General features: G+C 39.1%; 25 protein-coding genes and 1 other annotated feature. Of the genes, 23 read left to right on the forward strand and 2 right to left on the reverse strand.

Features of this window, described 5'->3' with window-relative positions:
* Positions 1-16 precede the first annotated feature (16 nt).
* From MKY07_RS06945 to MKY07_RS07050, 22 genes are all read left to right on the forward strand, one after another.
* The gene (locus MKY07_RS06945) at positions 17-1,303 is read left to right on the forward strand and encodes an acetyl-CoA hydrolase/transferase C-terminal domain-containing protein (RefSeq protein WP_339264190.1); all 1,287 of its coding nucleotides are present in this window, start codon (positions 17-19) and stop codon (positions 1,301-1,303) included.
* A 27-nt stretch (positions 1,304-1,330) separates the two neighbouring features.
* Positions 1,331-2,242 carry an SDR family NAD(P)-dependent oxidoreductase gene (locus tag MKY07_RS06950; protein WP_008404773.1) on the forward strand — a complete coding sequence of 304 codons (912 nt, stop codon included), beginning with the start codon at positions 1,331-1,333 and terminating at the stop codon, positions 2,240-2,242.
* A 36-nt stretch (positions 2,243-2,278) separates the two neighbouring features.
* The gene (locus MKY07_RS06955; protein WP_008404772.1) at positions 2,279-3,451 is read left to right on the forward strand and encodes an acyl-CoA dehydrogenase family protein; all 1,173 of its coding nucleotides are present in this window, start codon (positions 2,279-2,281) and stop codon (positions 3,449-3,451) included.
* 57 nt (positions 3,452-3,508) lie between these two features.
* The gene (locus MKY07_RS06960) at positions 3,509-3,916 is read left to right on the forward strand and encodes a MaoC family dehydratase N-terminal domain-containing protein (RefSeq protein WP_008404771.1); all 408 of its coding nucleotides are present in this window, start codon (positions 3,509-3,511) and stop codon (positions 3,914-3,916) included.
* An 11-nt stretch (positions 3,917-3,927) separates the two neighbouring features.
* A complete protein-coding gene (locus MKY07_RS06965; RefSeq protein ID WP_008404768.1) occupies positions 3,928-4,308 on the forward strand; it encodes a MaoC/PaaZ C-terminal domain-containing protein in 381 nt (126 codons plus the stop codon).
* A gap of 134 nt (positions 4,309-4,442) precedes the next feature.
* Positions 4,443-5,327: a R2-like ligand-binding oxidase gene (locus MKY07_RS06970; protein WP_008404767.1), complete on the forward strand. Its 885-nt coding sequence runs from the start codon at positions 4,443-4,445 to the stop codon at positions 5,325-5,327.
* A 56-nt stretch (positions 5,328-5,383) separates the two neighbouring features.
* Positions 5,384-6,901 (forward strand): aldehyde dehydrogenase family protein, encoded by a 1,518-nt coding sequence (locus tag MKY07_RS06975; RefSeq protein ID WP_008404766.1) that lies wholly within the window; start codon positions 5,384-5,386, stop codon positions 6,899-6,901.
* 24 nt (positions 6,902-6,925) lie between these two features.
* The gene (locus MKY07_RS06980) at positions 6,926-8,128 is read left to right on the forward strand and encodes an iron-containing alcohol dehydrogenase (protein ID WP_008404764.1); all 1,203 of its coding nucleotides are present in this window, start codon (positions 6,926-6,928) and stop codon (positions 8,126-8,128) included.
* Positions 8,129-8,208: 80 nt separating this feature from the next.
* Positions 8,209-9,732, forward strand: a complete 1,524-nt coding sequence (locus MKY07_RS06985) for a long-chain-fatty-acid--CoA ligase (protein WP_339264192.1) — start codon at positions 8,209-8,211, stop codon at positions 9,730-9,732.
* Positions 9,733-9,873: 141 nt separating this feature from the next.
* On the forward strand, positions 9,874-10,635 hold the full coding sequence (locus MKY07_RS06990; RefSeq protein ID WP_339264193.1) for a 3-hydroxyacyl-CoA dehydrogenase: 762 nt from the start codon (positions 9,874-9,876) through the stop codon (positions 10,633-10,635).
* A gap of 12 nt (positions 10,636-10,647) precedes the next feature.
* The gene (locus tag MKY07_RS06995) at positions 10,648-10,770 is read left to right on the forward strand and encodes a hypothetical protein (protein WP_339264194.1); all 123 of its coding nucleotides are present in this window, start codon (positions 10,648-10,650) and stop codon (positions 10,768-10,770) included.
* A 34-nt stretch (positions 10,771-10,804) separates the two neighbouring features.
* Positions 10,805-11,443 (forward strand): enoyl-CoA hydratase/isomerase family protein, encoded by a 639-nt coding sequence (locus MKY07_RS07000; RefSeq protein ID WP_339264195.1) that lies wholly within the window; start codon positions 10,805-10,807, stop codon positions 11,441-11,443.
* A gap of 77 nt (positions 11,444-11,520) precedes the next feature.
* Positions 11,521-12,630: a CaiB/BaiF CoA-transferase family protein gene (locus MKY07_RS07005; protein ID WP_339264196.1), complete on the forward strand. Its 1,110-nt coding sequence runs from the start codon at positions 11,521-11,523 to the stop codon at positions 12,628-12,630.
* Between the two features lie 204 nt (positions 12,631-12,834).
* Entirely contained in the window at positions 12,835-13,596 is a 762-nt protein-coding gene (gene yidC / locus MKY07_RS07010; RefSeq protein WP_008404756.1) for a membrane protein insertase YidC, read from the forward strand.
* 474 nt (positions 13,597-14,070) lie between these two features.
* Positions 14,071-14,290 (forward strand) — a binding site (T-box leader).
* Positions 14,291-14,327: 37 nt separating this feature from the next.
* Positions 14,328-16,007: an arginine--tRNA ligase gene (argS, locus tag MKY07_RS07015; RefSeq protein ID WP_339264197.1), complete on the forward strand. Its 1,680-nt coding sequence runs from the start codon at positions 14,328-14,330 to the stop codon at positions 16,005-16,007.
* 150 nt (positions 16,008-16,157) lie between these two features.
* On the forward strand, positions 16,158-17,009 hold the full coding sequence (locus tag MKY07_RS07020; protein WP_339264198.1) for an alpha/beta hydrolase: 852 nt from the start codon (positions 16,158-16,160) through the stop codon (positions 17,007-17,009).
* A 21-nt stretch (positions 17,010-17,030) separates the two neighbouring features.
* Entirely contained in the window at positions 17,031-17,798 is a 768-nt protein-coding gene (locus tag MKY07_RS07025) for a hypothetical protein (protein WP_339264199.1), read from the forward strand.
* A gap of 21 nt (positions 17,799-17,819) precedes the next feature.
* On the forward strand, positions 17,820-18,398 hold the full coding sequence (locus tag MKY07_RS07030; RefSeq protein WP_008404747.1) for a GNAT family protein: 579 nt from the start codon (positions 17,820-17,822) through the stop codon (positions 18,396-18,398).
* Between the two features lie 190 nt (positions 18,399-18,588).
* Positions 18,589-19,659 carry a 3'-5' exonuclease gene (locus MKY07_RS07035; protein ID WP_339264200.1) on the forward strand — a complete coding sequence of 357 codons (1,071 nt, stop codon included), beginning with the start codon at positions 18,589-18,591 and terminating at the stop codon, positions 19,657-19,659.
* Positions 19,660-19,762: 103 nt separating this feature from the next.
* Positions 19,763-20,599, forward strand: a complete 837-nt coding sequence (gene coaW / locus MKY07_RS07040) for a type II pantothenate kinase (protein WP_014824241.1) — start codon at positions 19,763-19,765, stop codon at positions 20,597-20,599.
* A gap of 137 nt (positions 20,600-20,736) precedes the next feature.
* The gene (locus MKY07_RS07045; protein ID WP_014824240.1) at positions 20,737-21,135 is read left to right on the forward strand and encodes a MarR family transcriptional regulator; all 399 of its coding nucleotides are present in this window, start codon (positions 20,737-20,739) and stop codon (positions 21,133-21,135) included.
* Between the two features lie 5 nt (positions 21,136-21,140).
* Positions 21,141-22,331 carry an MFS transporter gene (locus MKY07_RS07050; protein WP_251688694.1) on the forward strand — a complete coding sequence of 397 codons (1,191 nt, stop codon included), beginning with the start codon at positions 21,141-21,143 and terminating at the stop codon, positions 22,329-22,331.
* A gap of 147 nt (positions 22,332-22,478) precedes the next feature.
* On the opposite strand, the gene MKY07_RS07055 is transcribed toward MKY07_RS07050, so the two are convergent.
* Entirely contained in the window at positions 22,479-22,868 is a 390-nt protein-coding gene (locus tag MKY07_RS07055) for a reverse transcriptase-like protein (RefSeq protein WP_339264201.1), read from the reverse strand.
* A 111-nt stretch (positions 22,869-22,979) separates the two neighbouring features.
* Here MKY07_RS07055 and MKY07_RS07060 point away from each other — a divergent pair, with 111 nt between their 5' ends.
* On the forward strand, positions 22,980-23,171 hold the full coding sequence (locus MKY07_RS07060) for a zinc-finger domain-containing protein (RefSeq protein WP_008404740.1): 192 nt from the start codon (positions 22,980-22,982) through the stop codon (positions 23,169-23,171).
* 310 nt (positions 23,172-23,481) lie between these two features.
* Here MKY07_RS07060 and MKY07_RS07065 read toward each other — a convergent pair whose 3' ends face one another.
* Positions 23,482-24,477 (reverse strand): SEC-C metal-binding domain-containing protein, encoded by a 996-nt coding sequence (locus MKY07_RS07065; RefSeq protein WP_339264202.1) that lies wholly within the window; start codon positions 24,475-24,477, stop codon positions 23,482-23,484.
* Positions 24,478-24,644 lie beyond the last annotated feature (167 nt).

Genomic DNA, 24,644 nt, shown 5'->3' on the forward strand with positions numbered 1-24,644 from the left:
ACCGGAGCTGATCACGATGAACAATACCGATTGGAAACCCCACTATACAAAAAAATGTACTACTGCTGAAAACGCAATCCAACTTATTGAATCCTCTCAAACGATATTTTTGGCACCGATGTGTAATGAACCTCAAGTACTTGTAGAAGAATTGATTCGTCAAAAGGCGCGATTACAAGAGATTTTATTATATACCATCATTTTAGGGAGTCCGTGTAAATATGCGGATCCCATATGTCACCCACACTTTAGAATTCGAACATTCTTAAATTCAACCTTATTGAAAAAAGCATACGAAAATAATAATTGTGATTACGTTCCTGTAAATTTCTCGGACATCCCTCGGTGGATCAAAGAAGAGAAAATTGATGTTGCACTTATTCAGGTTTCCCGTCCAGATGCAAACGGTTTTTGTAGTCTTGGTCTTTCGGTAGATGTTGTACAGACATTGATAAAGGAAGCGACGGTTGTAATTGCGGAAGTAAACAGCAATATTCCTTATACATTTGGAGAAACTCTCGTCCATGTATCCCAGATCGACAAGTTTGTTCCATCTGACCGACCGTTACTCACGATTCCAAACAGTCATCCGGCTAAAGAAGAATTAGCTATCGGTAATTACGTTGCAACGCTAATCCCTGATTATGCGACGATACAAGTTGGCGTCGGTAAAATCGCTGCTAGTATTGTCCGGTCACTCCAGTCCAAAGCAGGATTAGGAGTGCATTCGGGTTCGATTTCCGATGAGATTATGCAGCTCATTAATCTTGGAGTTATTACAAATGAACGAAAAGAGATCAACCGGCATAAAACCGTTTGCACAACACTTACAGGAACAAATGATTTATATAAATTTTGTCATCAAAATAAAAGCGTTGAACTGTATCCGGTAAGTTACACCCATAATGCAGCGATTATATCGAAAATAAGTCATTTTTATTCAATTAACTCGGCGTTGGAAGTAAGCCTGTCCGGCCAAATCAATGCCGAGCAAGTTAAGGACTCCCATGTTGTTGCAGGGGTTGGAGGTCAAATGGATTTCATTCACGGCTCAAAGCTTTCTTCAGGTGGAAGAGCAATTATTGCGCTGCCTTCTACGGCGAAAAACGGATCGGAATCCCGGATAAAGATTCATACAAAATACGTGACGTCATTAAAGTCTGAAATCGACTACGTTGTCACAGAGTATGGTATTGCAAAACTGTTTGGAAAATCTTTAAGTGAACGGGCGCAAAACCTAATTGCCATTGCGCATCCGAAATTCCGGGCTGCTCTTACGGAAGAATACAAACAATTAGTGTAATGAACCAAATAAGAAAGGATGTTAACTATGTCGAATTTAAAAGATAAAGTTGCAATTGTCACAGGTTCCGGTCGAGGTATTGGACGAGATATTGCCTTACTTCTAGCGAAAGAAGGAGCAAAAGTTGTAGTCAATGATTTAGGTGGCGGATCCGATGGGCAAGGAAATGATACAAAAATTGCAGATGAAGTGGTGCAGGAAATACAGGACCTTGGCGGAGATGCTGTAGCCAACTATGATTCCGTTGCTGACTATGAATCTGCTTCCAATATTATAGACACAGCATTATCACGATTTGGCCGCTTAGATATCGTCGTGAATAATGCAGGTATTTTACGTGACCGGATGTTGTTTAAAATGAGCGAAGAAGAGTGGGATACAGTAATTGCGGTTCACTTAAAGGGTTCATTTAATATGACACGAGCGGCATCAACAATCTTTAAAGAACAAAAAAGTGGGCGTTTTATTCATTTCACCTCCACATCCGGGTTAATCGGTAATGTGGGGCAAGCCAATTATTCAGCTGCTAAATTAGGGATTGTCGGATTAAGTAAAAGTACTGCGTTAGATATGGCCCGGTATAATGTTACATCGAATGCGATTGCCCCGTTTGCATGGAGCCGATTAATCGGGACAATCCCTACAGAGACAGAGGATGAAAAAGAGCGAGTGGAAAGACTGAAGCAGCTTTCGCCAGCTCATATTGCGCCATTAGTTGCCTTTTTGGCATCGGATGAAGCTGCCGATATTTCCGGTCAAATATTTGGTGTACGAGGTAAGGAAATTATGGTGTTTTCTCAGCCGCGTCCGATTCGCTCGGTATTCAATGCGAAAGGCTGGTCCGTTGATAGCTTAAGTGCAATCAAAGGCTCGCTTCAATCAAGTTTTACACCGCTTGAAGCTAGTGCGCAAGTTTTCCCGTATGCCCCATTAGTGTAATTGTTTGGACTGTTAAATTGGAAGGGAGAGAGAAAAATGGACTTTCAGCTACCACCCGATTTAATCGAAATGAAAAAAACAATTCGAGAGTTTATAGACAATGTGGTGGATCCACTTGCAGGAGAGATTGATCGTGAAGACCGAATACCGGACCATATTATGGAAAAGTCAAAAGAAATGGGGTTGTTCGGTCTAAGTATCCCTGCAGAATACGGTGGTACAGGCATTGATATGGTCGGGAAATGTAGTCTTTTTGAAGAAATCGGCCGTACATCGAACGGTTATATGACGGTAATCGGTGCACATACAGGAATTGGATCGGTCGGGATTGTGGAATTGGGGACGGAAGAGCAAAAGCAAAAATATTTACCCCGCATGGCTTCGGGTGAAATTATTGGTGCGTTTGCTTTAACTGAAACGACTGCGGGTTCTCATGCAGCAGCTTTAAAAACAACGGCCGTTCGTAAAGGAGACAAATACATTCTGAATGGCGCGAAGCAGTATATTACAAATGCGCCGATTGCAGGGGTTTTTACGGTAATGGCTGTAACCGATCCAACTAAAGGCGCAAAAGGAATTACTTCTTTCCTTGTGGATAAAAGCGCTCCTGGTTTAATCATTGGAAAAACAGAAGAAAAAATGGGGCTTCGCGGATCCCATTCTTCTGAGATTTTCTTCGAGGATTGTGAAGTGCCGGTCGAAAATGTGCTTGGTGTAGAAGGATTAGGTTATGTCAATGCCTTAACCATTTTGGCAAATGGTCGTGCTGGGCTCGCGGCGAGAAACTTAGGCTCAGCGCAAAAGCTTTTTGAGCTATCCGTCAAATATGCACATGAGCGTGAACAGTTCGGAAAGCCGATTTTTGAACAGCAAATCATTCAACATTACTTGGCGGAAATGGCATTGGATATCGAAACATTGAGATCCTTTACGTACCGAGTGGCATGGATGGTGGACCAGGGGATGAATGTCATCAAAGAGGCAGCGATGGCAAAACTTTTAGGTTCGGAAATTTATAATCGCATAGCAGATAAAGCTGTGCAAATTCATGGTGGCCTCGGTTATATGAAAGAGTTCCCTGTTGAAAGATATTATCGGGATGCACGTATTACAAAAATATATGAAGGCACATCTGAAATTCAAAAAAATATTATTGCTGCTCAAATTCATAAAGAATATTTGAAGAAAGCACCGCCCGTATCAATCTAGTAATCTGATTTGGAATATCTGAAAATAACGACAAATTAAATTGGAGGAGGTAATTTTTTGAGTATAGGGCTTAAGGAAAAAGTTGGTCTGAAGTTAGAAGCCTACACCTTTCGAGTTGAAAAAGGAAAAATCAAAGAATTGGCCCAAGCGATTGGTGATGTGAAAGAGGAGTATTTGAATGGTGAAGCGGTTCCACCTACATTCCCGACAGTAATCGACTTTTGGGGTGGAGGTGCTTCCTCGTCCGAGCTATTAAATTTAAACATGAAAAAGGTTCTCCATGGCGAGCAGGAGTATGAATATTTCAGGGAAATCGTTCCCGATGAAGAAATTACAGTACATGGGGTCATTGAAAAAGCTTATTCAAAAGCGGCGATGAACTTCTTTATCATACGAAAAGATTATTTGGATAAACATGGTGAAACGGTTTTAATCAGTCGATCCACGATTATCGAAAGGCATTAGGGGGTTATTTTATGGAAATAGGCCAGACACTGGAACCTTTACAGAAGGAAGAAATAACGCATACGCAGCTCGTTCGATATGCAGGTGCATCCGGAGACTTCAATCCGATCCATACCGTTGTCCCATTTGCAGAGGCAGCGGGTTTAGGTGGGGTCATTGCACATGGCATGTTGGTTATGGGCTTTGTCGGGCAGGCAATTGGGCAATGGTTTGAAGTAAAGAACCTGAAGAAATTCACAACGAGATTTAAAGCAATGACAAGACCAGGAGAAAGAATAACTATACAAGGCCGTGTTGTCGATGAAAATGAAACTTGCTGGATTTGTGAGGCAGAAGCAGTTAATGAATCTGCTGAAGTAAAGGTAAAAGCATTTTTTGAAATAAAAAAATAATTGCATCCAACGTTGTTCTAGAGAGATGACTCGTTACGTAAAATTTGTGATGTTGACTGCAATATTTATAGGAGAATCTCTTTTATCATTACGCAGTTATGGAGTAACAAACAAAATTTAAGGAGGAGCTCGCAATGAGAGAATACGTCACGACTAAACAGGAAATCAACAAAAATTCACTACCGTATAATTTGTATCAAAAGGCAAAAAAGTTCGGAATCTGGAATCCGGTAGATATCGACTTTACGCAAGATAAAGAAGATTGGAAGAAATTAAATGAAGAACAGCAATTAGAGGTGCTTACTCAGTTTGCTCAATTTATTGGCGGTGAAGAAGCGGTCACACAAGATATTTTACCGATGATTATGGCGGTTTCTAAAAAGGGATGGTTCGAAGAGGAATCTTATTTAACAACTTTCCTTTTTGAAGAAGCGAAGCATGCTGAATTTTTCAGTCTGTTCCTGGAAGAAATCGGCGTAAAGGATGATTTGACTCATTTACTGACACCAGGCTACCGGAAGCTATTTGATGAAACGCTGCCAGCAGTGATGGGCAGATTGATTGAAGATCAGTCACCGGAAGCAATGATAGATGCTGCGGTTACGTATAATATTTTTGCAGAAGGTGTTTTGGCTGAAACAGGTTACTGGTTCTTCCATGAAGCACTATCAAGCGCAAATTTGTTCCCGGGATTTATATCAGGAATTCGAAACGTTAAGCGTGACGAAGGACGTCATATAGGTTTTGGTACATTCCTCATTCAGCGCCTAATTAGTGAGAATCCTGAACTGGAGCTGTTTGAACGCGTACAGCAAAGACTGCAGGAGCTGTTACCGATTGCGATGATGTTAACAGAAGGAAAAGAAGACAAACAAGTAACAAGTCTTGGAATTGAACGAGGAAAATCGATGGAATTTGCCATGAAGCAATTACAGGCACGTCTGACAGTGCTTTCCCGAGCTAAAGGAAAGACGTTAGAAGAAATCTATAATACGGACATTGCTTTAGAAGAAGTATAGGAAGTATTCATTCAGACGCTGTAATAAACAGTTTGCTATTTAGAGGGGGATGAAGGATGACGACAGACGTACAAGTTAAGATCTTTCCGCAGTTTATCAATGGTGAATGGACACCACCTGCTTCAGGTGAATTTTTTGATGTGATCAATCCGGCTACTTCAGAAGTCGTAGCGAAAGTTTCAAAAGGAAATCAGGACGATGTGAATAATGCGGTTCAAAATGCGAAAGAAGTTTTTGAATCAGGTGTCTGGTCAGGGAAAACGCAGGCAGAACGTGCACAGATCATGATGCAATTTGCGGGGAAAATCAGACAGCATGCGCAGGAAATCATTTTCTTAGAAGGGATTAGTACGGGGGCGACACTACGTAAATTGGGTGGCGCAGATATTCGGCAGTTAGTGCTTTCTCTTACTCAAACAGCGGATTTATCGCTGAAATATGAGGCAGTAACAGCTCTTCCGGTCAACGAACAATTAGGTGCAAATCGTAGTCTGCTTGTTCGCGAACCACTCGGAGTAGTAGCGGCGATTACACCATTTAACTTCCCGCTAGTTTTAGCGATGTGGAAAATCGCACCGGCAATTGCGATGGGGAACTCCATCATTATTAAGCCGGCTTCCAATACACCATTAGGTACATTGAAGCTTGCACAATTAGCAGTTGAAGCAGGTATTCCACCAGGGGTTATTAATGTCGTAACAGGTCCTGGAGCTGAAGTGGGCGATGCACTTGTTACACATCCAGATGTATCGAAAGTGGCGTTTACTGGATCTACAGAAGTAGGTAGAAAAATTATGGCACAAGCTGCAGGTACAGTTAAGAAAGTTACGCTTGAACTTGGAGGAAAGGCGCCTGCGATCGTGCTTCCTGATGTAAATCTCGAAGTGGCTATCCCAGGAATTCTGCTCGGCGTATTTTTCCATTCAGGACAAGTATGCGAAGCGAGTACACGTCTCATCGTACATGAATCCATTTATGACATTGTCGTGCAACAACTAGTTGAGACAACGAAGAAAATAAAACTTGGACAGCCGCTTGATATGACGACTGGAATGGGACCGGTCATCTCGGAAACACAGATGAATAAGATCCTCGACTATATTCAGTCTGGTATTGATGAGGGAGCAAAACTTGTATGTGGCGGTAAACGTGCAGCAGGTCCAGGGCTGGAGAACGGGTATTTCATCGAGCCGACGATTTTCGCAGATGTGACGAACGATATGAAGATTGCGAGAGAAGAAATCTTTGGGCCGGTATTATGCGTGATTAAATATTCAACAGAAGAAGAAGCAATCGCCATCGCAAATGATACGGAATATGGATTAACAGGCGGTGTTTGGGGCCGTGATGTGACGAAAGCAAATGAAATTGCTACGAAAATCAATGCCGGAACAATCTGGATCAATGACTGGCATATTTTCCGTACAGATGCGCCATTCGGTGGCTATAAGCAAAGTGGCTTAGGTCGTGAACAGGGAGCTCAAGTGTTTGATGACTACACAGAGCTTAAAAATATTTGCACTTCACTTACGACGGAAAATGCACAGCGCCCAGCTTTAGGACTAATCTTTTAATCGAAAAATGAATGGAGAGATACGATGAAAACGACTTCCTATTTTGAATTCACACATCGCCCTGAAATCCGAAGTGGTGCAGGTTCACATATTTTAGTACCCGATCTAATCCAAGGTTTAGGTGGAAAGCGCCCTGTTCTATTTTCTGATAAAGGATTGACGGATGCAGGCTTAACACAAAAAATCAAAAGCTTATTTGATATGGTTCCTGGCATAAAGCTGGCTGGTGTATTTGATGATATTCAGCAAGATGCGAAATCGAGCAATATTAACAGAGGCCTGAAATATTTTAAAGAATGCAATGGCGACTCCATTATTGCAATTGGCGGCGGGAGTGTTATTGATACAGCTAAAACTGTCAAATGGGCTCTTTATAATGGTGTTAACGAAGTTGAGTATATTTTAACAGGGAACGTTTTAGAAGTTTGGCCGGATGCAAAGCCATTCGGTATTCCGCATATTTCAATTCCTACTACAGCTGGAACGGGTTCTGAAATCTCCAGTATTTCAGTAGTATTCAATGAAATGCTGAACCTGAAGTGCAATTTAATGAATCCGTATTTGAGTTCTGATATTGCGGTTTTAGATCCTGACTTAACTGTTGGTTTACCGCCAAGAGTAACAGCGTTTACTGGTATGGATGCACTGACACATGCTGTAGAAGGATTTTTCTCAACAAAATCAACGAATTTTTCGGATGCATTTGCACTGCATGCCGCAAAAATCATTGTCGAAAATTTGACTACGGCTGTGCGTGATGGGAAAAATGTGGCTGCACGTGCGAATATGCTACAAGCAAGTGCAATGGCTATTACAAGTTTCCAATCGGCGATGGCCAATATCCCAATCCACAATATAGCCCATACGTATGGCGCGAAATACGGCATTCCACATGGGCTGGCAAATGCAGTTCTCATGCCGAGTGTAATGAAAAATATGCCGAGCATGTATTTACCGAAAGTGAATGCATTTGCACCTGCACTGGGAATTATTCCAAACGCAGAAAATCCGCAAGAAACATTGGAAGAGTGCATCAATGTAATTGTTGACTTAAGAAATACAGTCAATCTACCGGACAGCTTCGACGAGTTTAATATTGATGCGGCAGATATTCCGCAACTTGTCCCAGCCGTACAAAATGACCCGTCATCATTAAGCTTCCGTATTCCTGATGACATCATTGTAAACGTTTCTAAAGAAGTAATCAGTTCTAAAGTAAGTATTTAATTAAAAGCAATTGCTCTTCATCATGAAAGGGGGATCCTCCTTTCCTTTGATCGAAAATTTGAAAGTAGGAGGTTACTATTATGAATATTGTTGAATTGCTTACTTCAACAACTTCCCGTTTGCCAGATCAACCTGTCATCCACTTCAAAAGAGCTCTACTTACTTATAAAGAATTACAAGATAAAGTTTACAATATCGCTGCAGGATTGAAAGATCAGGGTGTCACAAAAGGTGCGAATGTGGCATTAATGATGACAAATCGTCCGGAATATATTATTACGTATTTTGCTATTTTAGCAAATGGAGGTACGGTCGTTCCGATCAACCCTACATTTAAAGAGCAGGAAGTAACATATATCGTAAACGATTCGGAAGTTGAATTGTTGATTATTGAAGATACGGCGAAACCGGTTATCGAAAACGCAATGGATCAATTCAAAACAGTCAAAACAATTATTAATTACGGTGATCATGTAGATGAACGATATTTATCATGGCATCAGCTAGATACATCTGCCTCTATTTCAGAAATTGTCCCCCTTCATGAATCTGACGTCGCACAAATCATCTATACTTCCGGTACAACCGGTAATCCGAAAGGCGCCATGATAACACACGGTAATTTAAACTGGATGGCGATTACAGCAGCCGTATACAACCAGTTAGTTCCAAGTGATCGTGTCCTATGTGTATTACCATTGTTCCATGCTTATGCAAAACTTCAAGGCTTCCTGGCACCGATAGCTCATGGATGTGCAATCTATTTGGAAGAACGTTTCCACCCGGTTGAAACATTAAAAGCGATTGCCGAACATGAAATTACAATATTTTTAGGTGTGCCGACAATGTATGCCTTTTTTGCCCAGGTTCCTCATTTAGTAGAGCAACTGGACTTCTCAAAATTACGGACAGCTGGTTCAGGTGGGGCAAGTTTACCATCGGAGCTATTGCATAAGACGAATGAATCGTTCGGTGTCAGTATTTCTGAAGGATATGGTTTAACCGAAAGTACGGTCATGCTGATGACAACACACCGAAGCTTACCGAAAAAAGTCAATTCAGTCGGGATGCCATTACCGGGAATCGATTTGAGACTGGTAGATCCGGAAGGCAATGAAGTAGCCAATCATGAAGTAGGCGAAATCTTATTTAGAGGGCCGAATATGATGAAGGGGTACTACAAGAAGCCGGACGAGACCGCAAATACGATTAGGGACGGCTGGTTGTATACAGGAGACTTGGCGTACCGTGATGAAGAAGGCTATCACTTTATCGTTGACCGTAAAAAGGACATCATTATTCGTGGCGGGTTTAATATTTATCCTCGTGAAATAGAGGAGCTGCTCTATCAGCACCCGGCGGTCGTAGAATGCTCTGTAATCGGCAGACCGGACCCGGTATTCGGTGAAAAAACGGTAGCGTATGTCGTATCGAAAGACACCGAGCTAATAGAAGATGATGTTCGTGAATACTGCAAAGCGAAACTTGCCGAATACAAAGTGCCGGATTATATAATTTTCATTGAAGAAATTCCAAAGTCCGGAACAGGTAAAATTCTGAAGACCGCTTTGAAAGACTTAGACAAAAACGCAATGCCTAAATAAGAAGCGTCGGCTGGTCGGAGTTCATAAACTTCAGTACATGAACTAGAACGCAGATTATGTCGTTATGGACGAGCCGCTTATTGCGTAGCCCTAAATGACAAATAGGTTAATGATTGAACAGGAATAAGGAGGGGTTAATAGATGAATTTTGACCAAAAGGCAATTATCGTGACTGGTGGAGGATCTGGTTTAGGAGAAGCAACTGCACGAAAGATTGCATCTGCTGGAGGCTATCCTATCATATTGGACTTAAATGAAGAAAAGGGGCAAGCGATAGCCGATGAATTGAATGGTTTATTTTTTAAAACGAATGTTGTGAAGGAAGAAGACGTACAGGCAGCAATTAACGGTGCAGTAGAAAAATTCGGTTCGATCCAAGGTATTGTGAATTGTGCAGGTCTTGGTACTTCAACTCGTGTAGTGGGCAGAAAAGGTGTATTCCCATTAGATGAGTTTAATTATATTATCCAAGTTAATTTAGTTGGGACATTTAATGTCATCCGTTTAGCTGCAGCTGCCATGATGACAAATGAACCGAATGAACACGGGGAACGCGGGGTTATTGTGAATACAGCTTCTGTCGCGGCGTTCGATGGACAAATCGGTCAGGCTGCCTATTCAGCATCCAAAAGTGGAATTGTAGGAATGACATTGCCAATCGCAAGGGACTTGGCTAGCTATGGCATCCGCGTTATGACAATTGCACCGGGAATTTTCGATACACCTTTAATGAACAGTGCGCCTCAAGCAGTTAAGGAAGCGTTAGGAAAACAAATTCCATTCCCGTCCCGTTTAGGGGAAGCGGATGAATATGCCCATTTAGTAACGGCCATTTTTGAAAATCCAATGTTAAATGGTGAAACAATTCGACTCGATGGAGCGATTCGCATGGCCCCAAGATAAGGAGGATAACGGATGAACCTTGAAACAATGACGATAGAGAAGCTTGACTACGGTGTACATGTTGTAACAATTAATAATCCGCCTGCCAATACATTAAATGCAGGAATTCAGCAGGACTTAGTGCAACTAAATTGAGGAAGTCGAAAAAAATCCGGCAATCCGGGCCATTGTGTTCAAATCGGCCAACCCGAAAATCTTTATTGCAGGTGCAGACCTGGGTACAATGGGCAGCTCTGATGAAAACGTGGATTTTGCTGAAAGTTCAAAACATGTGCAGGGTATTTTCAACCGGTTGGAAGCATTGCGGGTACCAACTATTGCCGCAATTAATGGTCATGTATTAGGCGGTGGCTGTGAATTCGTGCTTGCATGCGACTTCCGTATAATGGGTGGCGGCACAATCGGATTAACGGAAGCATCATTGGGATTATTGCCTGGTGCTGGCGGTACACAGCGTATGACGAGATTAGTAGGCGGAGCAAAAGCGCGCGAATTAATGTATTTAAGCAAACGTTTAAAAGCAGAGGAAGCAGCAGCAATCGGCTTAATTACAGAAGCGGCAGCTCCGGAAGAAATGGAAGAAAAAGCAATCGCATTTGCAACATCGCTTGCTCAAAGTGCCATTGGAGCAATCGGCCTCATTAAAAAGAGTATTTTAGCCGCGGAAGAATTGCCGTTAGAACAAGGGTTATTAGTAGAACGGGAAGCCTTCGCGAAAACATTTACTACAGGGGAAGTAAATGAAGGCATCCGCGCGTTCTTTGAAAAGCGCCCTCCAAATTTTTTGAAGCCAGTCACAAATCAATAAATGGAACATTTGGGGGCCGTGTTGAAAGTTCAGCTTTCAGTACGGCCTTTAATTTAATATGGAAGGATGAAAGATTTATGCTGTTAAAAGGATTAAAAGTGCTGGATTTCTCCACATTATTGCCAGGCCCGTTTGCGACGATGATGCTGGCGGATCTTGGAGCGGAAGTTGTTCATGTTACCAAACCGGTAGAAGAAGGGAAGCAATGGGGGCCGAATGATTATTTGCAGCGTTCTAAAAAGTCGCTGGCGGTCGATTTGAAGTCTCCGGAAGTAGTCAAATCGCTAAAGGAGCTTTTAAAGGAGCAGAAATATGATATTGTAGTTGAGCAGTTCCGGCCTGGCGTGATGGCGCGCCTTGGTCTCGATTATGAAACGCTTAAAGCCATCAATCCTGGCTTAATTTACTGTTCCATTACAGGCTATGGTCAAACAGGTCTATATCGTGAGCGTGGCGGGCATGATATTAATTATATATCCTTGTCGGGAGTGCAAGGCTACTCCGGCACGAAAGAAAATGGCCCGGCAAATATAGGTTTTCAGGTGGCCGACTTGGCAGGTGGATCAATGCATGCAGTGATCGGTATTTTATCGGCTGTCATTTATCGGGATAAAACGGGGGTAGGGCAGCATCTTGATATTAGTATGACGGACTGCGCATTAACGCTAAATGCCTTATTTGCCCAGGATTATTTAGCAGAAGGAAAACCGCTGCCACGTGAAGAGCTGATCCTAAACGGCGGCTCGTTATATGGTTATTATGAAACGCTGGATGGTCGGTACCTTTCTGTCGGCAGTCTTGAACCGAAATTCAGACAGCAGTTATGTCAGGCAATCGGTCATCCGGATTTACTTCCATTAGCGATGAGTAATAAACCGGAAGATATTGCAAAGATGAAAGAACAGCTGCAAAGTATTTTCCTGCAAAAGACGCTTGATGAATGGCACTCTATTTTCTTCGAAGTGGATGCTTGTGTTGAACCGGTATTGACCTTTGAAGAAACGGTTGCACACCCGCTTTTCAAGGACCGGGATATGTTTGTGGAAATAGCAAAGCCGGATGGAACAACCCAAAAACAAATTGCATGTCCGATTAAGTCCAATCTCTTCAAAGCTTCGTATGGGACAGTCGGAGTACATGCAGGAACACATAACAATGAAATTTTAGGAAGCCTGTTAAAGAAGTAGGGAATGCGATACGGATGAATACATGTATAAATATGTCTCCTAAACCGCATAACACCGGAGATCTGGGAGTGCAAGTGTAAAAAATATTAATTTTTATTGCGTTCATATTAAAAATACTTAATATTTATAAGAGTAATTACTGTTCTTTTTTTGAAAAATATTTTAAGATATAAACGAATTACAAGATTGTTGAGCAGGTGAACTATGAAAAACTTAAAACTTAGTGTTTTCCTTCTAACCGTTCCACTTTTACTGGCAGGTTGTGAGAGTGTTGAGAACAAAGAAGGCTTCTTCTATTCAACATTTGTACGTCCGATGGATTGGACACTAAACACATTTGGTGAATTATTTAACGGCAGCTATGGTTTGGCTATTATTGCTATTATTTTAATTATTCGTCTCGTACTAATGCCGTTTATGCTTAAAACTTACCGCAGTCAAGCTACAATGAAAGTGAAAATGGATTTTGTCCGCCCGCAAATGGAGGATATCCAGACACGTTTAAAAGCAGCAAAAACTCCGGAAGAAAGAATGACAGTTCAGCAGGAAATGATGTCGCTCTACAAAGAACATAATATTAATCCGTTAAATATGGGCTGCCTGCCAGCGCTTATACAAATGCCGATTATTATGGGCTTATACTATGCGATTTTATATTCAGCTGAAATTAAAACACATTCATTCCTATGGTTTGACCTTGGCTCTACGGATATTTGGATGACTGCAATCGCAGGTGTCGTATATTTTGTACAAGCGAAAGTCTCGCTTCAAACCGTACCAGAAGCTCAGAAGAATCAAATGAAACTGATGATTTACGTATCGCCGATTATGATTGTCATTATTTCATTGTCTTCGATGGCTGCACTCCCACTGTACTGGGCAGTCGGAGGGTTATTCTTAATTGTCCAAACTTATATTGGACGCAAATTTTTCTCAAGCATCCCTGAAACTAAGGGAAATGAATAAATATAAGTTATGCCGCTGCTAAAGGCTTACTGAACTAAAACTACTGAGACAATGATTTCAGTAGTTTTTTTATGCGTTGCGATCAGAGTGAATTTATTATCTAATAAACTTGAGTATTGTTCTAATATATTTTAAAATCTTCTAATAAAAAACTTATTTTCTAATATAGTTGTCAGTTGTTCAAATAAGTGGTCAAGATTGTCGAATAAAGCGTCCGGTTGTTCTAATATGTCATAAGCATCTTCTAATAAACGTGTCAACTGTTCCAATAAAGGTAATTCCAGATATTTGAAAGCCCCCTTAGTAACTGAAAAACTTAGCATACTGCCTATATTTCCGGTAATTTTCTAAAATATAGTCGCAATTGACTAATATCCACCTCAGATTATCTAATAACAACGATTATTTAGTAATTAAATTTGCATACAATTTATATTGACATTGATTATCCTTAATGGATATAATTCAGTAAATTTAAATTCGATGAAAAAGACAGTAATTTACAATTTTTTTGGTAAGCGAGCTGGGGATTGGTGAGAGCCTGGTGCAAAATATGTAAATGAAGCGCACTTTGGAGAAGCAGTCTGAACATAAGTAGGACCTGCCGGGGAGTCACCTCGTTATTAATGGAAAGTGGTCACAATTTGTGGCAACTAGAGTGGTACCACGGGAATTTGAAGCTCTCGTCTCTATTTTTGAGACGGGGGCTTTTTATATTGGGAGGAGATAATATGTATAAAAAAATTGCATCAATTATTCAAGATGCTGTGCCGCAGAAAATAATAACAAATATCGAAATTGAACAACTATTAGAAAGGCCAAAGTATCAGCATTTAGGGGATATAGCTTTCCCATGCTTTACGCTTGCTAAATCATTAAAGAAAGCCCCAAATGTTATCGCTATAGAAATAGGCGACAATATTAAAAGTGATTTTATTCAGGAAGTTCATGTTGTTGGAGGCTATATAAATTTATTTTTAAATAAGTTACAGGTGACAAGAGACGTCATGGCCAAAATTATGATCGCTCACGAATCATATGGACAACAAGAAATACAGCAGAAGAATATCGTGATTGATTTTTCATCACCGAATATTGCAAAGCCATTCTCAATGGGGCATCTTCGTTCTACGGTCATTGGAAATGCTCTTGCAAATATTGCAGAAAAGAACGGATACAATGTCATTCGGATAAATCATCTTGGCGACTGGGGTACCCAATTCGGTAAATTGCTTGTGGCATTCCAATTGTGGGGAGAAAAAGAACGTGTTCAACAATCATCTATTGAAGAACTTTTGAAGCTATACGTGAAGTTCCATGATGAGGCAGAAACAAATGAATCCTTAAATGAGGAAGCAAGATCGGCATTTAAAGCGCTCGAAGATAATGATCCACAGGCAATGGCATTATGGACCTGGTTTAAAAGTGCCTCCTTAGAAGAATTTAAGCAAATCTACGAGCAGCTTCATATTCAGTTTGATACGTATGAAGGGGAAGCTTTTTATAATGAAAAAATGCAGTCTGTTGTTGATGAATTAAAAAAGAAGCAATTACTCACAGAGTCGGATGGTGCGAATGTTGTTGAGCTTGAAGATATGCCACCTTGTTTAATAACAAAACAGGATGGTGCAACATTATATGCTACCCGTGATTTAGCCGCAGCTTTTTATAGACAGGCGCAATATGAACCATCCCAAGTTTTCTATGTGGTAGGGAATGAGCAAACACTGCATTTCAAACAAGTATTTCAAGTTATCTCAAAAATGGGCTATCCATGGTCGGGAAATCTGAAACATGTACCATTTGGAATGATGTTGAAAGATGGGAAAAAGATGTCCACACGTAAAGGCAGAGTCATTTTATTGAAGGATGTATTAAAAGAAGCAGTGGAAACAGCGTCGAGAAATATAGAGGAAAAAAATCCGACGTTAAATAATAAACAGAATGTTGCTGACCAAGTAGGGATTGGCGCGGTAATATTTAATGATTTAAAGAACTTCCGCTTAAACGATATTGAATTTTCATTACCTCAAATGTTGAATTTTGAAGGTGAAACAGGTCCTTATGTACAATATACGCACGCCCGGATCCATTCCATTTTAGAAAAAGCAAAGTATACAGCAAGTAATGAAGTAACGGTGATGGAATTAGAGAATTCAGCTTGGGAGGTTATTAAGCTGCTGCAACAATATCCTCAAGTAATTACAGATAGTTTCGAACAAGTAGATCCTTCCTTAATTGCGAAATATGTATTGCAATTAGCGCGGATATTCAATAAATATTATGCAAATACAAAGATTTTAGTGGAAGATGAACAGCTAGAAAGTCGTTTACAGTTATGTTTTGCAGTAGCAACCGTTTTAAAGGATGGTTTGAAGTTACTGGGAATAAAATCACCGGAAAGTATGTAAAGAATTAAATTTTCTTTGAACGATTTAAAAGTCAACAACAGTATTTAATCGATATTTAAATATAAAGATAAAAATATTAAATACTCATTGTATCCCCAGACCAACTATGCGAAAATTTATTAGAATATTGGAAAAATAAGGGGTGGGACTATGTGGGAACAGCAGCTAATTGAAACGAAGCGTGGAATTTTTGAAGTTTTTACAAAAGGCGAAGGGAATCCGGTCTGTGTAACGCATTTATACAGTGAATTTAACGAAAACGGGAATCGCTTTGCGGAAATGTTTGTCCCGTATTATAAAGTGCATTTAGTGAACTTACGTGGCTGTGGAAAATCAACGGATGATGTGTCTGTTTTTAATTATGGCATGCACGATAGCGTAGAGGATCTGGAGGCAATACGTTTAGCATTAGGTTTTGATATATGGGGATTTGCCGGGCATTCAACAGGCGGGATGCTGGCATTAAACTATGCTATTTTGCATCCGGAAAGTGTAGAATTTCTCGTAGCTGGCGGTCTTTGTGCTTCTGCAGAATATATGCATCATCCCGCAAGTATTTACTGCAAGGAAAATCCGAACAATAAAAGAATTCTTGAGATTTTAGCGATGCTTCGAGATCCATCTTCAACGGTCGAACAAAGAAGAGCGGGTTCTAAAGAATGGGCGCTTATGTCGCTATACAAAGAACAAAACTATGACAATATGATAAGTCGTCCGAACAGCGGAAAAACAGTTTCGAAAAGACTGGATTATTTTTCATATAAAGAGCTGCCCAACTTCGATTTGCGACCACAATTACCGACTGTGAAAACAAGAGCTTATATATACGGCGGTTTATACGATGCGCAATGTCCATATGAATTTGCAGTGGAAGCAGCGGATTTACTGGCGAATGCGACATTGACGACATTTGCAGAGAGTAACCACCACCCGGTTATTGAAGAAGAAAAAAAGTTCTCGGAATTTGTGCGCAACCTATCTCAACTGCAATCCATCCGATAGTGAATATAGGAGTCATGCTATATGTATACAAAGAACGAAAGAGAAAATTATTTTCAAAATGTAGTATCTAAGATTAAAGGAATCCAGGATGTGGAAGGCATTATCCAGTTAGGCTCTGGAACTATTGGCTACAGTGATCGATACTCTGATATTGATTTAATGATAGCAACGACAGAACAGGTAGGTTTGGCAAAAGATTTCATTAAAGCTGAGCTACAAAGGATGGGTGCCTTTTATATAAAGGAAGGAAAGTTCAGCGATGAGATTTTTTTACTTATACCTTTCTTTGAAAATGGACTAGAAATGAATTTATCTGTATTATCAACCCCTCATCTGAATGTAAAATCCCCTTTATGGAAACTTGTTTTTGATCGTAATGGTGGAGTTCAGTCAAAAATGATTGAAGAAAATGAAAATTTTTTAAAGCAAGATCAGCCTTATATGAATAAGTTCAATATTACATTTGAATATGCCTATCATTTAAGAAAGTTGCGTATTGAAGTTCGACGCGGGAATTTAATATATGCGATGAAGATGCTTGAAGTATTGCGGGAGTTGACGTTAACAGTCCAAATATTAAATGAACAAAAAAAGCTTCATCAATTTAAAGCCTACCATACATTAGAAAATGATTTTGTAACGCAATTAATGGGTAGTTATCCGACATTAGTAGGCACTACAGCGATTGAGCAGGCTGCTTATACAGTAACCGAACTTTTTAAAAGTACAGTAATGAAAAATGCAATGTTCGATTATGACGAACAATTATTTAAAATCTCCGAAATTTGAATAAGTGAAAAGGAGAAATTTATGGAAGAAATAATAGTAGAAAACGACATCGTCAAATTAAGACCGGTCCAAATGAGCGATATTGAAGCTATTGCAAATGCTGCGAATGACGAGCGGATTTGGGAGCATATGTCGGTAACATTGCTTACGCAGGAAGCAGTTGAGAACTATATCGAAAATGCGATTAAAGAAAGAGAAAAAGGCATTTCATATATGTTTGCGGTGATCGAGAAAAAAACGGATAACATTGTAGGCTGTACATCTTTTCTTGATATTTCATTTCCCCATAAACGGCTGGAAATAGGGGCTACGTGGTATAACCCGACTGTTTGGCGTTCAGCGATTAATACAAATTGTAAGTTTTTATTATTCCAATACTGTTTTGAAGTACTTAATTTAAATCGTATTCAAATTAAAACAGGGCACGAAAATTACCGTTCACAAAAAGCCATTGAACGCATTGGTGCAGTAAAAGAAGGCGTTTTACGCAATCATATGATTCGAAAAGAAGGAACAATTCGTCATACCATTATGTATAGTGTCATTGTGGAAGATTGGGAAAAACTTAAAACCAGGTTCATTGAGGCTTTGTTAAAATAAATTTGAAGGTTAGTTAATGGCAATGATAAGTATTTATAAGAAAATCACATTTTTTCGAGCCTTTTAACACGAATTGTATGGAATAAACGAACATTATCGTGTCATATCACAAATTTTCATATACAATGAAAGAGGTTAATCTTTAATAGGAATACTCATTACCTATTAAATATAGATATATTCGGTGTAGGTGAAAAATTTGGGACGAACGAAAACATATATAAGTATAGATATAGAAGCCGCCCTTATACGCGGTAAGCAGTATATTATTGAAATTGGTGCGGTTAAATGGTTGCCAGATGGTACAACAGAAACATTTACGCAGCTTATTCAGCCTTATAAATTCAAAAAACTGAACGCGCATATTCAAAAGTTAACTGGTATTACCACAGAGCAGCTAGTTGATGCACCTTCTTTTAAAGAAGCTTTTACTAAATTTAAACGCTGGTGTAAGCAGGATTATGTATTTTTAACATTTGGTGAATTTGATCGGAAAGTATTAGAAGAAGAGCTGTCACGCAATTACATAAAAAACGATTGCTTATATCCAATGATCGATTTTCAGCAAAAATATATGATTGCAAACGGTTTAAAAGAGCAGCCTTCATTAGGCGGGTTAATGGCACAGCTTGGATTGGAAAACGAAACACAGCACCGGGCATTAGCTGATGCGGCAAGTCTGCTCTCAATCTTTGTTAAAGTGGATGGAGATAAAATCATTGAACAGCAGCAGACGAATGATTTTATTTTATTGCTGACAAATTTCAAAATGCTGGAAACGACATATGAGCTTGTCATTTCTGCGACAAATTGCAAAATCGAGGATAACGGGATAACGATTCAATCAATGGAAACTTTCCGTGATGAGCTTCCTTTTACTGTTCAAATGGTTGAACGTCAAGGAGAAGATGGGGAAATGACAACAGTGGAAAAAGTTTCGATTAAACCGAATGTGCAGGCAAAGCAGCTGTTGCAACAGATTTCCGAAAATATGTCCGGTAAAATTTTAATTTCACGAACGGCATTACGTTCAATGTCAAAAATATTGAAATTACATCAAGTAACTTTACCAAAAACAGAAGTGATGACATTAGTAAATTTATTGAAAAAAGAAGAGATTATTGCAAGATTTAATTTGGATGATGAACCTACAAATACATACGAAGCAAGGGTTTTACGTTTACTTAATAAGTATGATCATATGTTTGTTTCTGAGTTTTATAAACGGGCATTAATCGAGGAAAATATAATACAAGTATAATAAATTCTCCGTTTTTAGGAGAATTTTTTCTTTAATGCCGACTCCTATTACGTTATGATAGGGGGGTACGAATCACTCGTGGGATAATAAAGGAGATTAATTTATGTCAGCATGGATCGGAATTGATACAGGGGGTACGTTAACGAAGCTTGCCTATTTAGATGAACGTCAGGAGCTTAAATTAACGGTCTTTCCATCTAACGAAATGCATTTAGTAAAAGAATGGTTGGAAAATCATCCTCAAGTGGAAGAAATCGGCTTAACTGGAGGACGCACAGAGCAATTGCTGGACGTTTTAAAGACGATGAAGTCGATTGAATATATTGTAGAATTTGAAGCAACTTTAAAAGGTGTGCGCTATTTGCTGGAGAAAGAAGGCCACACAATTGATCAAAGTATCATTACAAATATTGGTACGGGTACATCGATTCATTATATGGATGGCAATACTCATGCCAGGGTTGGCGGTACTGGAGTAGGCGGAGGTACCCTGATTGGACTATCAACGATTATGACCGGGATTTCAGATTTTGATGAGATAAAAGCAAACGCTTTCAAAGGAAAGCGGGAAGGCATTGATTTACTCGTAAAAGATATTTATCAAGGAATGGATACACCGATTGACGGGAATTTAACAGCCAGTAATTTCGGGAAGGTCGGGATTACCGATCAACGTGAATTTGAACAAAATAATGTACTGGCAACAACACAGGGTCTCATCGGTGAAGTGATTTCAACGTTAAGTATTCAGCTTGCCGTACAGCATGAGACAGAGCATATCGTATATATAGGATCAACGCTGATCGACAATGAACAGCTTGTAAAGGTAATTGAACATTATACTATATTAAAAAAACATAAACCTATTTTCTTAGAGGATTGTGGATTTTCCGGTGCAATTGGTGCATTGTTGAATATTCGTGAGCACAGCAGAAAATAAAGGACAGCATTTAGGCTAGCAAAATAGTTTAAATGCTTCTTTTTTGCCATTTTTATCTCAATTACTTTACTTAGGTTTTTAGGAAGCGTAGAATTGGAAAGTAAATTATTTAGTTAGGTAAATAAGGAGTGATTGCGATGAATCCGTTATTTCATATATTTTTTCAGCAAAATCGTTATTTAGTAAATCAGTTAAATGATGTTTTAAAACAGCATGGACTATTCAGCTCACAATGGACGGTTCTTTTTTTATTGCATCAAAACGGACCAATGACACTCACAGCTATATGGAAATACCTTGATGTAGAAGCGCCAACTGTTACGCGAACAGTCACTCGTCTGGAGACGCTTGGATGGGTGGAGAGAGTTCACGGAGCGGATAAACGTGAAAAAATGATTGATTTAACGACCAAAGCAATTGAACAATTTCCTCAAATTGAAGCATCCGTCGTTTCGTTCGAGAAAAAAATGACTGATAATCTGTCTGAGGAAGAACAGGTGCTCCTAATTCACTTACTAAAAAAGATGGAAGGTTAGAATAAATGGAGCTTCAAGAACAAACAAATAAAATTTTCACGAAACGATTTATTAGTCTATTCTTTACAAATATGTCCATATTCCTTGTGTTTTACGGATTAATCACAACATTGCCATTATATGCTATCGGCGAGTTAGGGAAATCGGATGACGATTCCGGACTCCTTGTCACGGTATTTTTAATTTCAGCGATTATCGTTCGTCCATTCAGCGGAAAACTGCTAGATCTCTTTGGCAAGAAGCGATTGTTGATTTTAAGTCTTGTACTTTACTTTGCATGCACAGTGTTGTACTTATTTTTTAAACCTTTTCTGCTTTTGCTTGCACTTCGTTTTTTCCAAGGGATATGGTTTAGTATTGCAACGACTGCATCGGGCTCTTTAGCAGCCGATATTATTCCGAAAAGACGTAAAGGAGCAGGATTGGGCTATTTTGCAATGTCTACGAACTTAGCTGTCGTATTCGGTCCTTTTATTGGGTTGCTCATTATTCAATATTCAGGATTTGATATGCTATTTATCGTATTATCTGTATTGGTGGCAATTGGCGGTTTACTTGCATTAACTATTCAAACGAAGGACTTGCCAAAACCAGTAGTAACAGACCGCAGCTTTAAATTTTCATTTAATGATTTATTTGAACGAAGTGCCTTGCCACTTGCCGCGTTAGCTAGCTTGATCGCGTTTTCTTATGCGAGTGTTCTGTCGTTTCTATCTCTGTATGCCGAGCAGAAAGACTTGCTGAGTGTTGCAAGTTATTTCTTTGCGGTATTTGCAGTTGCAATGATTTCGGTTCGTCCGTTTACAGGAAGAATCTATGATACAATAGGCGCAAAATTTGTTATTATTCCGTCCTTCTTTATTTTTGCATTAGGGCTGATTATTCTAGGGAATGCAGATCAGGAAATACCGTTCTTATTATCGGCAATCTTTATCGGTGCAGGGTACGGTACGTTAACAACAAGTTTCCAGTCACTCTGTATCCAGTCAACATCGATCCAGCGAAGCGGCTATGCAACGGCCACTTATTTTACGCTGTTTGACATAGGGATTGCTATCGGGTCATATTTATTGGGGATGGTAGCAGTGAAACTTGGCTATGAATTTGTATATTACATTGCGGCATTCATCATCATTGTCGTATTTGCGCTTTATATGCTGGTACTTAATCGTCAAAAACACAAAATTGAACAATAATAAAAACGATTCATCGTTCCTTAAATGGAATAGATGGATCGTTTTTTGCCACAATTAGTTTTAGAGATTTTTGAATATTAATTTGGTTGAAAATGAAGGATTTCTTAATAATTTTTACCGCTTATCAAATTGCTTCATGGAAGAGCCCTAACTATTTTTCAATATGGCCTCACGTGCAAGAACATCTGCTGCTTTGTTTTCTTTTTCCGGAATCCATTTAATGAAAAATAGGTCAAATTGTTCGATCAATGAGAGGGCCTGCTCTAAATAAGGTTTGAAATCCTCATTTTTCACATAAGCTTTGTCGATTGAGCTTACAACAATTTTTGAATCGGAGCGCACGGAAACAAAGGAAGAACCGATTTTCAATGCTTCTTCCAAACCACGTAAAAGCGCAGTAAATTCAGCCTGATGATTGTTCGTATTACCGATTGGTTCACTGATTTTTACATGCTGTCCTTCACCTTTTATAAATATTCCAATCCCGCTAGGACCTGGATTGCCGGCACTGGCACCATCTATATAGACTTCTAGCATAATTTCGCTCCTTTTATGTTCTGTTCATTTAAGTATAACAAATACATGTAAGTTGGAGAAAATAAAAAAATAACGTACAATAGTAAAACAAATTAATGGGAGGTACATGACTTGAATAAAGTAGATGTTATGAAAGATATTGATGAATTAATGGATATGTACTGTGCTGATTGTCTAGTCATTCAGGACCTTCGCAAAGAACGAGGTAAACATGGTGCACACCGTTTCTGCATTGAATCTTGTACGGTAGGGGAACAGCTTCAGTTTCTTGGAAAAGAGATAATGAAAGTTTCCGAAAAATAATAATTTTAAAACATTCTTCTTACTATTGAATAATAATGTTTTTTTGATATAATAATTAAGTATTTCTTATTTACCTAGTATAAATCTCTGGTACAGATTTATTTTTAATAGGTAAATACTTCAGCGGAGTGGTTACCGTTGAAAAATTTCTTTATTTTTTAATCCTTTTTTATTAAAAAGGGAGAGACAACTTGTAATGAGTAGCGCATAACTACTATATTACAAGTTGTTTTTTTGTGGATTTATTTTGAAAAAAAGCATAATAAAAAGCTACTTTCGACGTCTCGAAAGTAGCTTTTCTGTTTTGTGCTTAACTATTAACAAGTTGCTTTTCATTATAGAAAGCATTTAATTCCTGATAATATTTATTTAAAGAAGATGAGGAAACACTGAAGCTTTCGCCAATTTCTTTTACAGTAAATTTTTGATCAAATAAATCGTTCTCCTGACCAAATCGTACTGCACCGGCTGCTATCGCTCCCGCTTTACGTGCTGTAGGCTGCTTTTCGATTAAGTAATCTTCAACCAACGCTACGAAGCTCTCATTATTAATCGCTTTTTCAGTCATGAATGCTTTTAACTGTTCGACTACTTCCTGCTCGAAAGGTGTAAATTCTTCCCCTTCATAGCCGTTTTCGACTAAACCTTCCCATAATAATAAATGGTTTTCTTTTGTGAATTGCTCAACAGGTAAACGACTTGTTTTGTACGCTTCTGTAAACTGTTCAAACGAAATCGCATGCTCTTTATGGAAGAAGATTAGTGTAGAGACAGCTAATACGTGGTTTTCCTTGTTTGAACCATCCGGTAATAAAAAGGCGAACACACGCATTCCTAGAGGGATTGATTTGTGGCTTTCTCGCTGAATATGATATGTTGTGCCAGTTAAAGCAGAGATAGCTGTAAAGTAATCATCTTGCACATCTTCGACAGTTCCGATGAAGAAAATCGGCTGTTCCCATGATTTCAATAATTCGATCATAGATGGGCGAAGTGCTTTCTTAGCTGTTTTTGCTAAGAAGTTTTGCCAAATATCAGGTCGTTGATGGAAGAAGTATTCGTCCAATGCAACAGCTTCCACTAATTCCTTGTGTAATTTTTTTTCTAGTTTCGGTGCCCATGTACGAACCAATTCCATAAATTCACGGATATCTTTTCGTTCTGGGTAATTACTATAGAAAGTTTGTAATACGTTTTCGATTTCATCTTGGAAAACGTTTTGTGAAGTTACTTGATTTTTTCCTTCACAACATTTTTTGTATTTTTTTCCACTACCGCATAGACATGGGTCATTACGTCCAATCATTGTAACACTTCCTTTAATACAACTTTTAAATACTAATGTCGCAGTATTGCTACTAATAATAATAACGTCAGATTGTTATTATGAAAACTGATTATGTTTTTAGAACTATCAGAAAAATTGTTGCATTTTACATTATATTAAACTTTACATAAAAATAGAACAATAAT

This window comes from Solibacillus sp. FSL W7-1472 (assembly GCF_037969775.1).
GTDB classification, from domain to species: domain Bacteria; phylum Bacillota; class Bacilli; order Bacillales_A; family Planococcaceae; genus Solibacillus; species Solibacillus silvestris.

What these genes read in the sequence shown, in the direction of transcription:
- MKY07_RS07055 (WP_339264201.1), bottom strand. Translation starts at nt 22,868, where the DNA reads ATGCTAGAAGTCTATATAGATGGTGCCAGTGCCGGCAATCCAGGTCCT.
- MKY07_RS07025 (WP_339264199.1), top strand. Translation starts at nt 17,031, where the DNA reads ATGTATACAAAGAACGAAAGAGAAAATTATTTTCAAAATGTAGTATCT.
- MKY07_RS07020 (WP_339264198.1), top strand. Translation starts at nt 16,158, where the DNA reads ATGTGGGAACAGCAGCTAATTGAAACGAAGCGTGGAATTTTTGAAGTT.
- MKY07_RS06955 (WP_008404772.1), top strand. Translation starts at nt 2,279, where the DNA reads ATGGACTTTCAGCTACCACCCGATTTAATCGAAATGAAAAAAACAATT.
- MKY07_RS06990 (WP_339264193.1), top strand. Translation starts at nt 9,874, where the DNA reads ATGAATTTTGACCAAAAGGCAATTATCGTGACTGGTGGAGGATCTGGT.
- MKY07_RS07045 (WP_014824240.1), top strand. Translation starts at nt 20,737, where the DNA reads ATGAATCCGTTATTTCATATATTTTTTCAGCAAAATCGTTATTTAGTA.
- MKY07_RS06980 (WP_008404764.1), top strand. Translation starts at nt 6,926, where the DNA reads ATGAAAACGACTTCCTATTTTGAATTCACACATCGCCCTGAAATCCGA.
- MKY07_RS07005 (WP_339264196.1), top strand. Translation starts at nt 11,521, where the DNA reads ATGCTGTTAAAAGGATTAAAAGTGCTGGATTTCTCCACATTATTGCCA.
- MKY07_RS07065 (WP_339264202.1), bottom strand. Translation starts at nt 24,477, where the DNA reads ATGATTGGACGTAATGACCCATGTCTATGCGGTAGTGGAAAAAAATAC.
- MKY07_RS06995 (WP_339264194.1), top strand. Translation starts at nt 10,648, where the DNA reads ATGAACCTTGAAACAATGACGATAGAGAAGCTTGACTACGGTGTACAT.
- MKY07_RS06975 (WP_008404766.1), top strand. Translation starts at nt 5,384, where the DNA reads ATGACGACAGACGTACAAGTTAAGATCTTTCCGCAGTTTATCAATGGT.
- MKY07_RS06965 (WP_008404768.1), top strand. Translation starts at nt 3,928, where the DNA reads ATGGAAATAGGCCAGACACTGGAACCTTTACAGAAGGAAGAAATAACG.
- argS (WP_339264197.1), top strand. Translation starts at nt 14,328, where the DNA reads ATGTATAAAAAAATTGCATCAATTATTCAAGATGCTGTGCCGCAGAAA.
- MKY07_RS07030 (WP_008404747.1), top strand. Translation starts at nt 17,820, where the DNA reads ATGGAAGAAATAATAGTAGAAAACGACATCGTCAAATTAAGACCGGTC.
- MKY07_RS06950 (WP_008404773.1), top strand. Translation starts at nt 1,331, where the DNA reads ATGTCGAATTTAAAAGATAAAGTTGCAATTGTCACAGGTTCCGGTCGA.
- MKY07_RS06945 (WP_339264190.1), top strand. Translation starts at nt 17, where the DNA reads ATGAACAATACCGATTGGAAACCCCACTATACAAAAAAATGTACTACT.
- MKY07_RS07050 (WP_251688694.1), top strand. Translation starts at nt 21,141, where the DNA reads ATGGAGCTTCAAGAACAAACAAATAAAATTTTCACGAAACGATTTATT.
- MKY07_RS06985 (WP_339264192.1), top strand. Translation starts at nt 8,209, where the DNA reads ATGAATATTGTTGAATTGCTTACTTCAACAACTTCCCGTTTGCCAGAT.
- MKY07_RS06970 (WP_008404767.1), top strand. Translation starts at nt 4,443, where the DNA reads ATGAGAGAATACGTCACGACTAAACAGGAAATCAACAAAAATTCACTA.
- coaW (WP_014824241.1), top strand. Translation starts at nt 19,763, where the DNA reads ATGTCAGCATGGATCGGAATTGATACAGGGGGTACGTTAACGAAGCTT.
- yidC (WP_008404756.1), top strand. Translation starts at nt 12,835, where the DNA reads ATGAAAAACTTAAAACTTAGTGTTTTCCTTCTAACCGTTCCACTTTTA.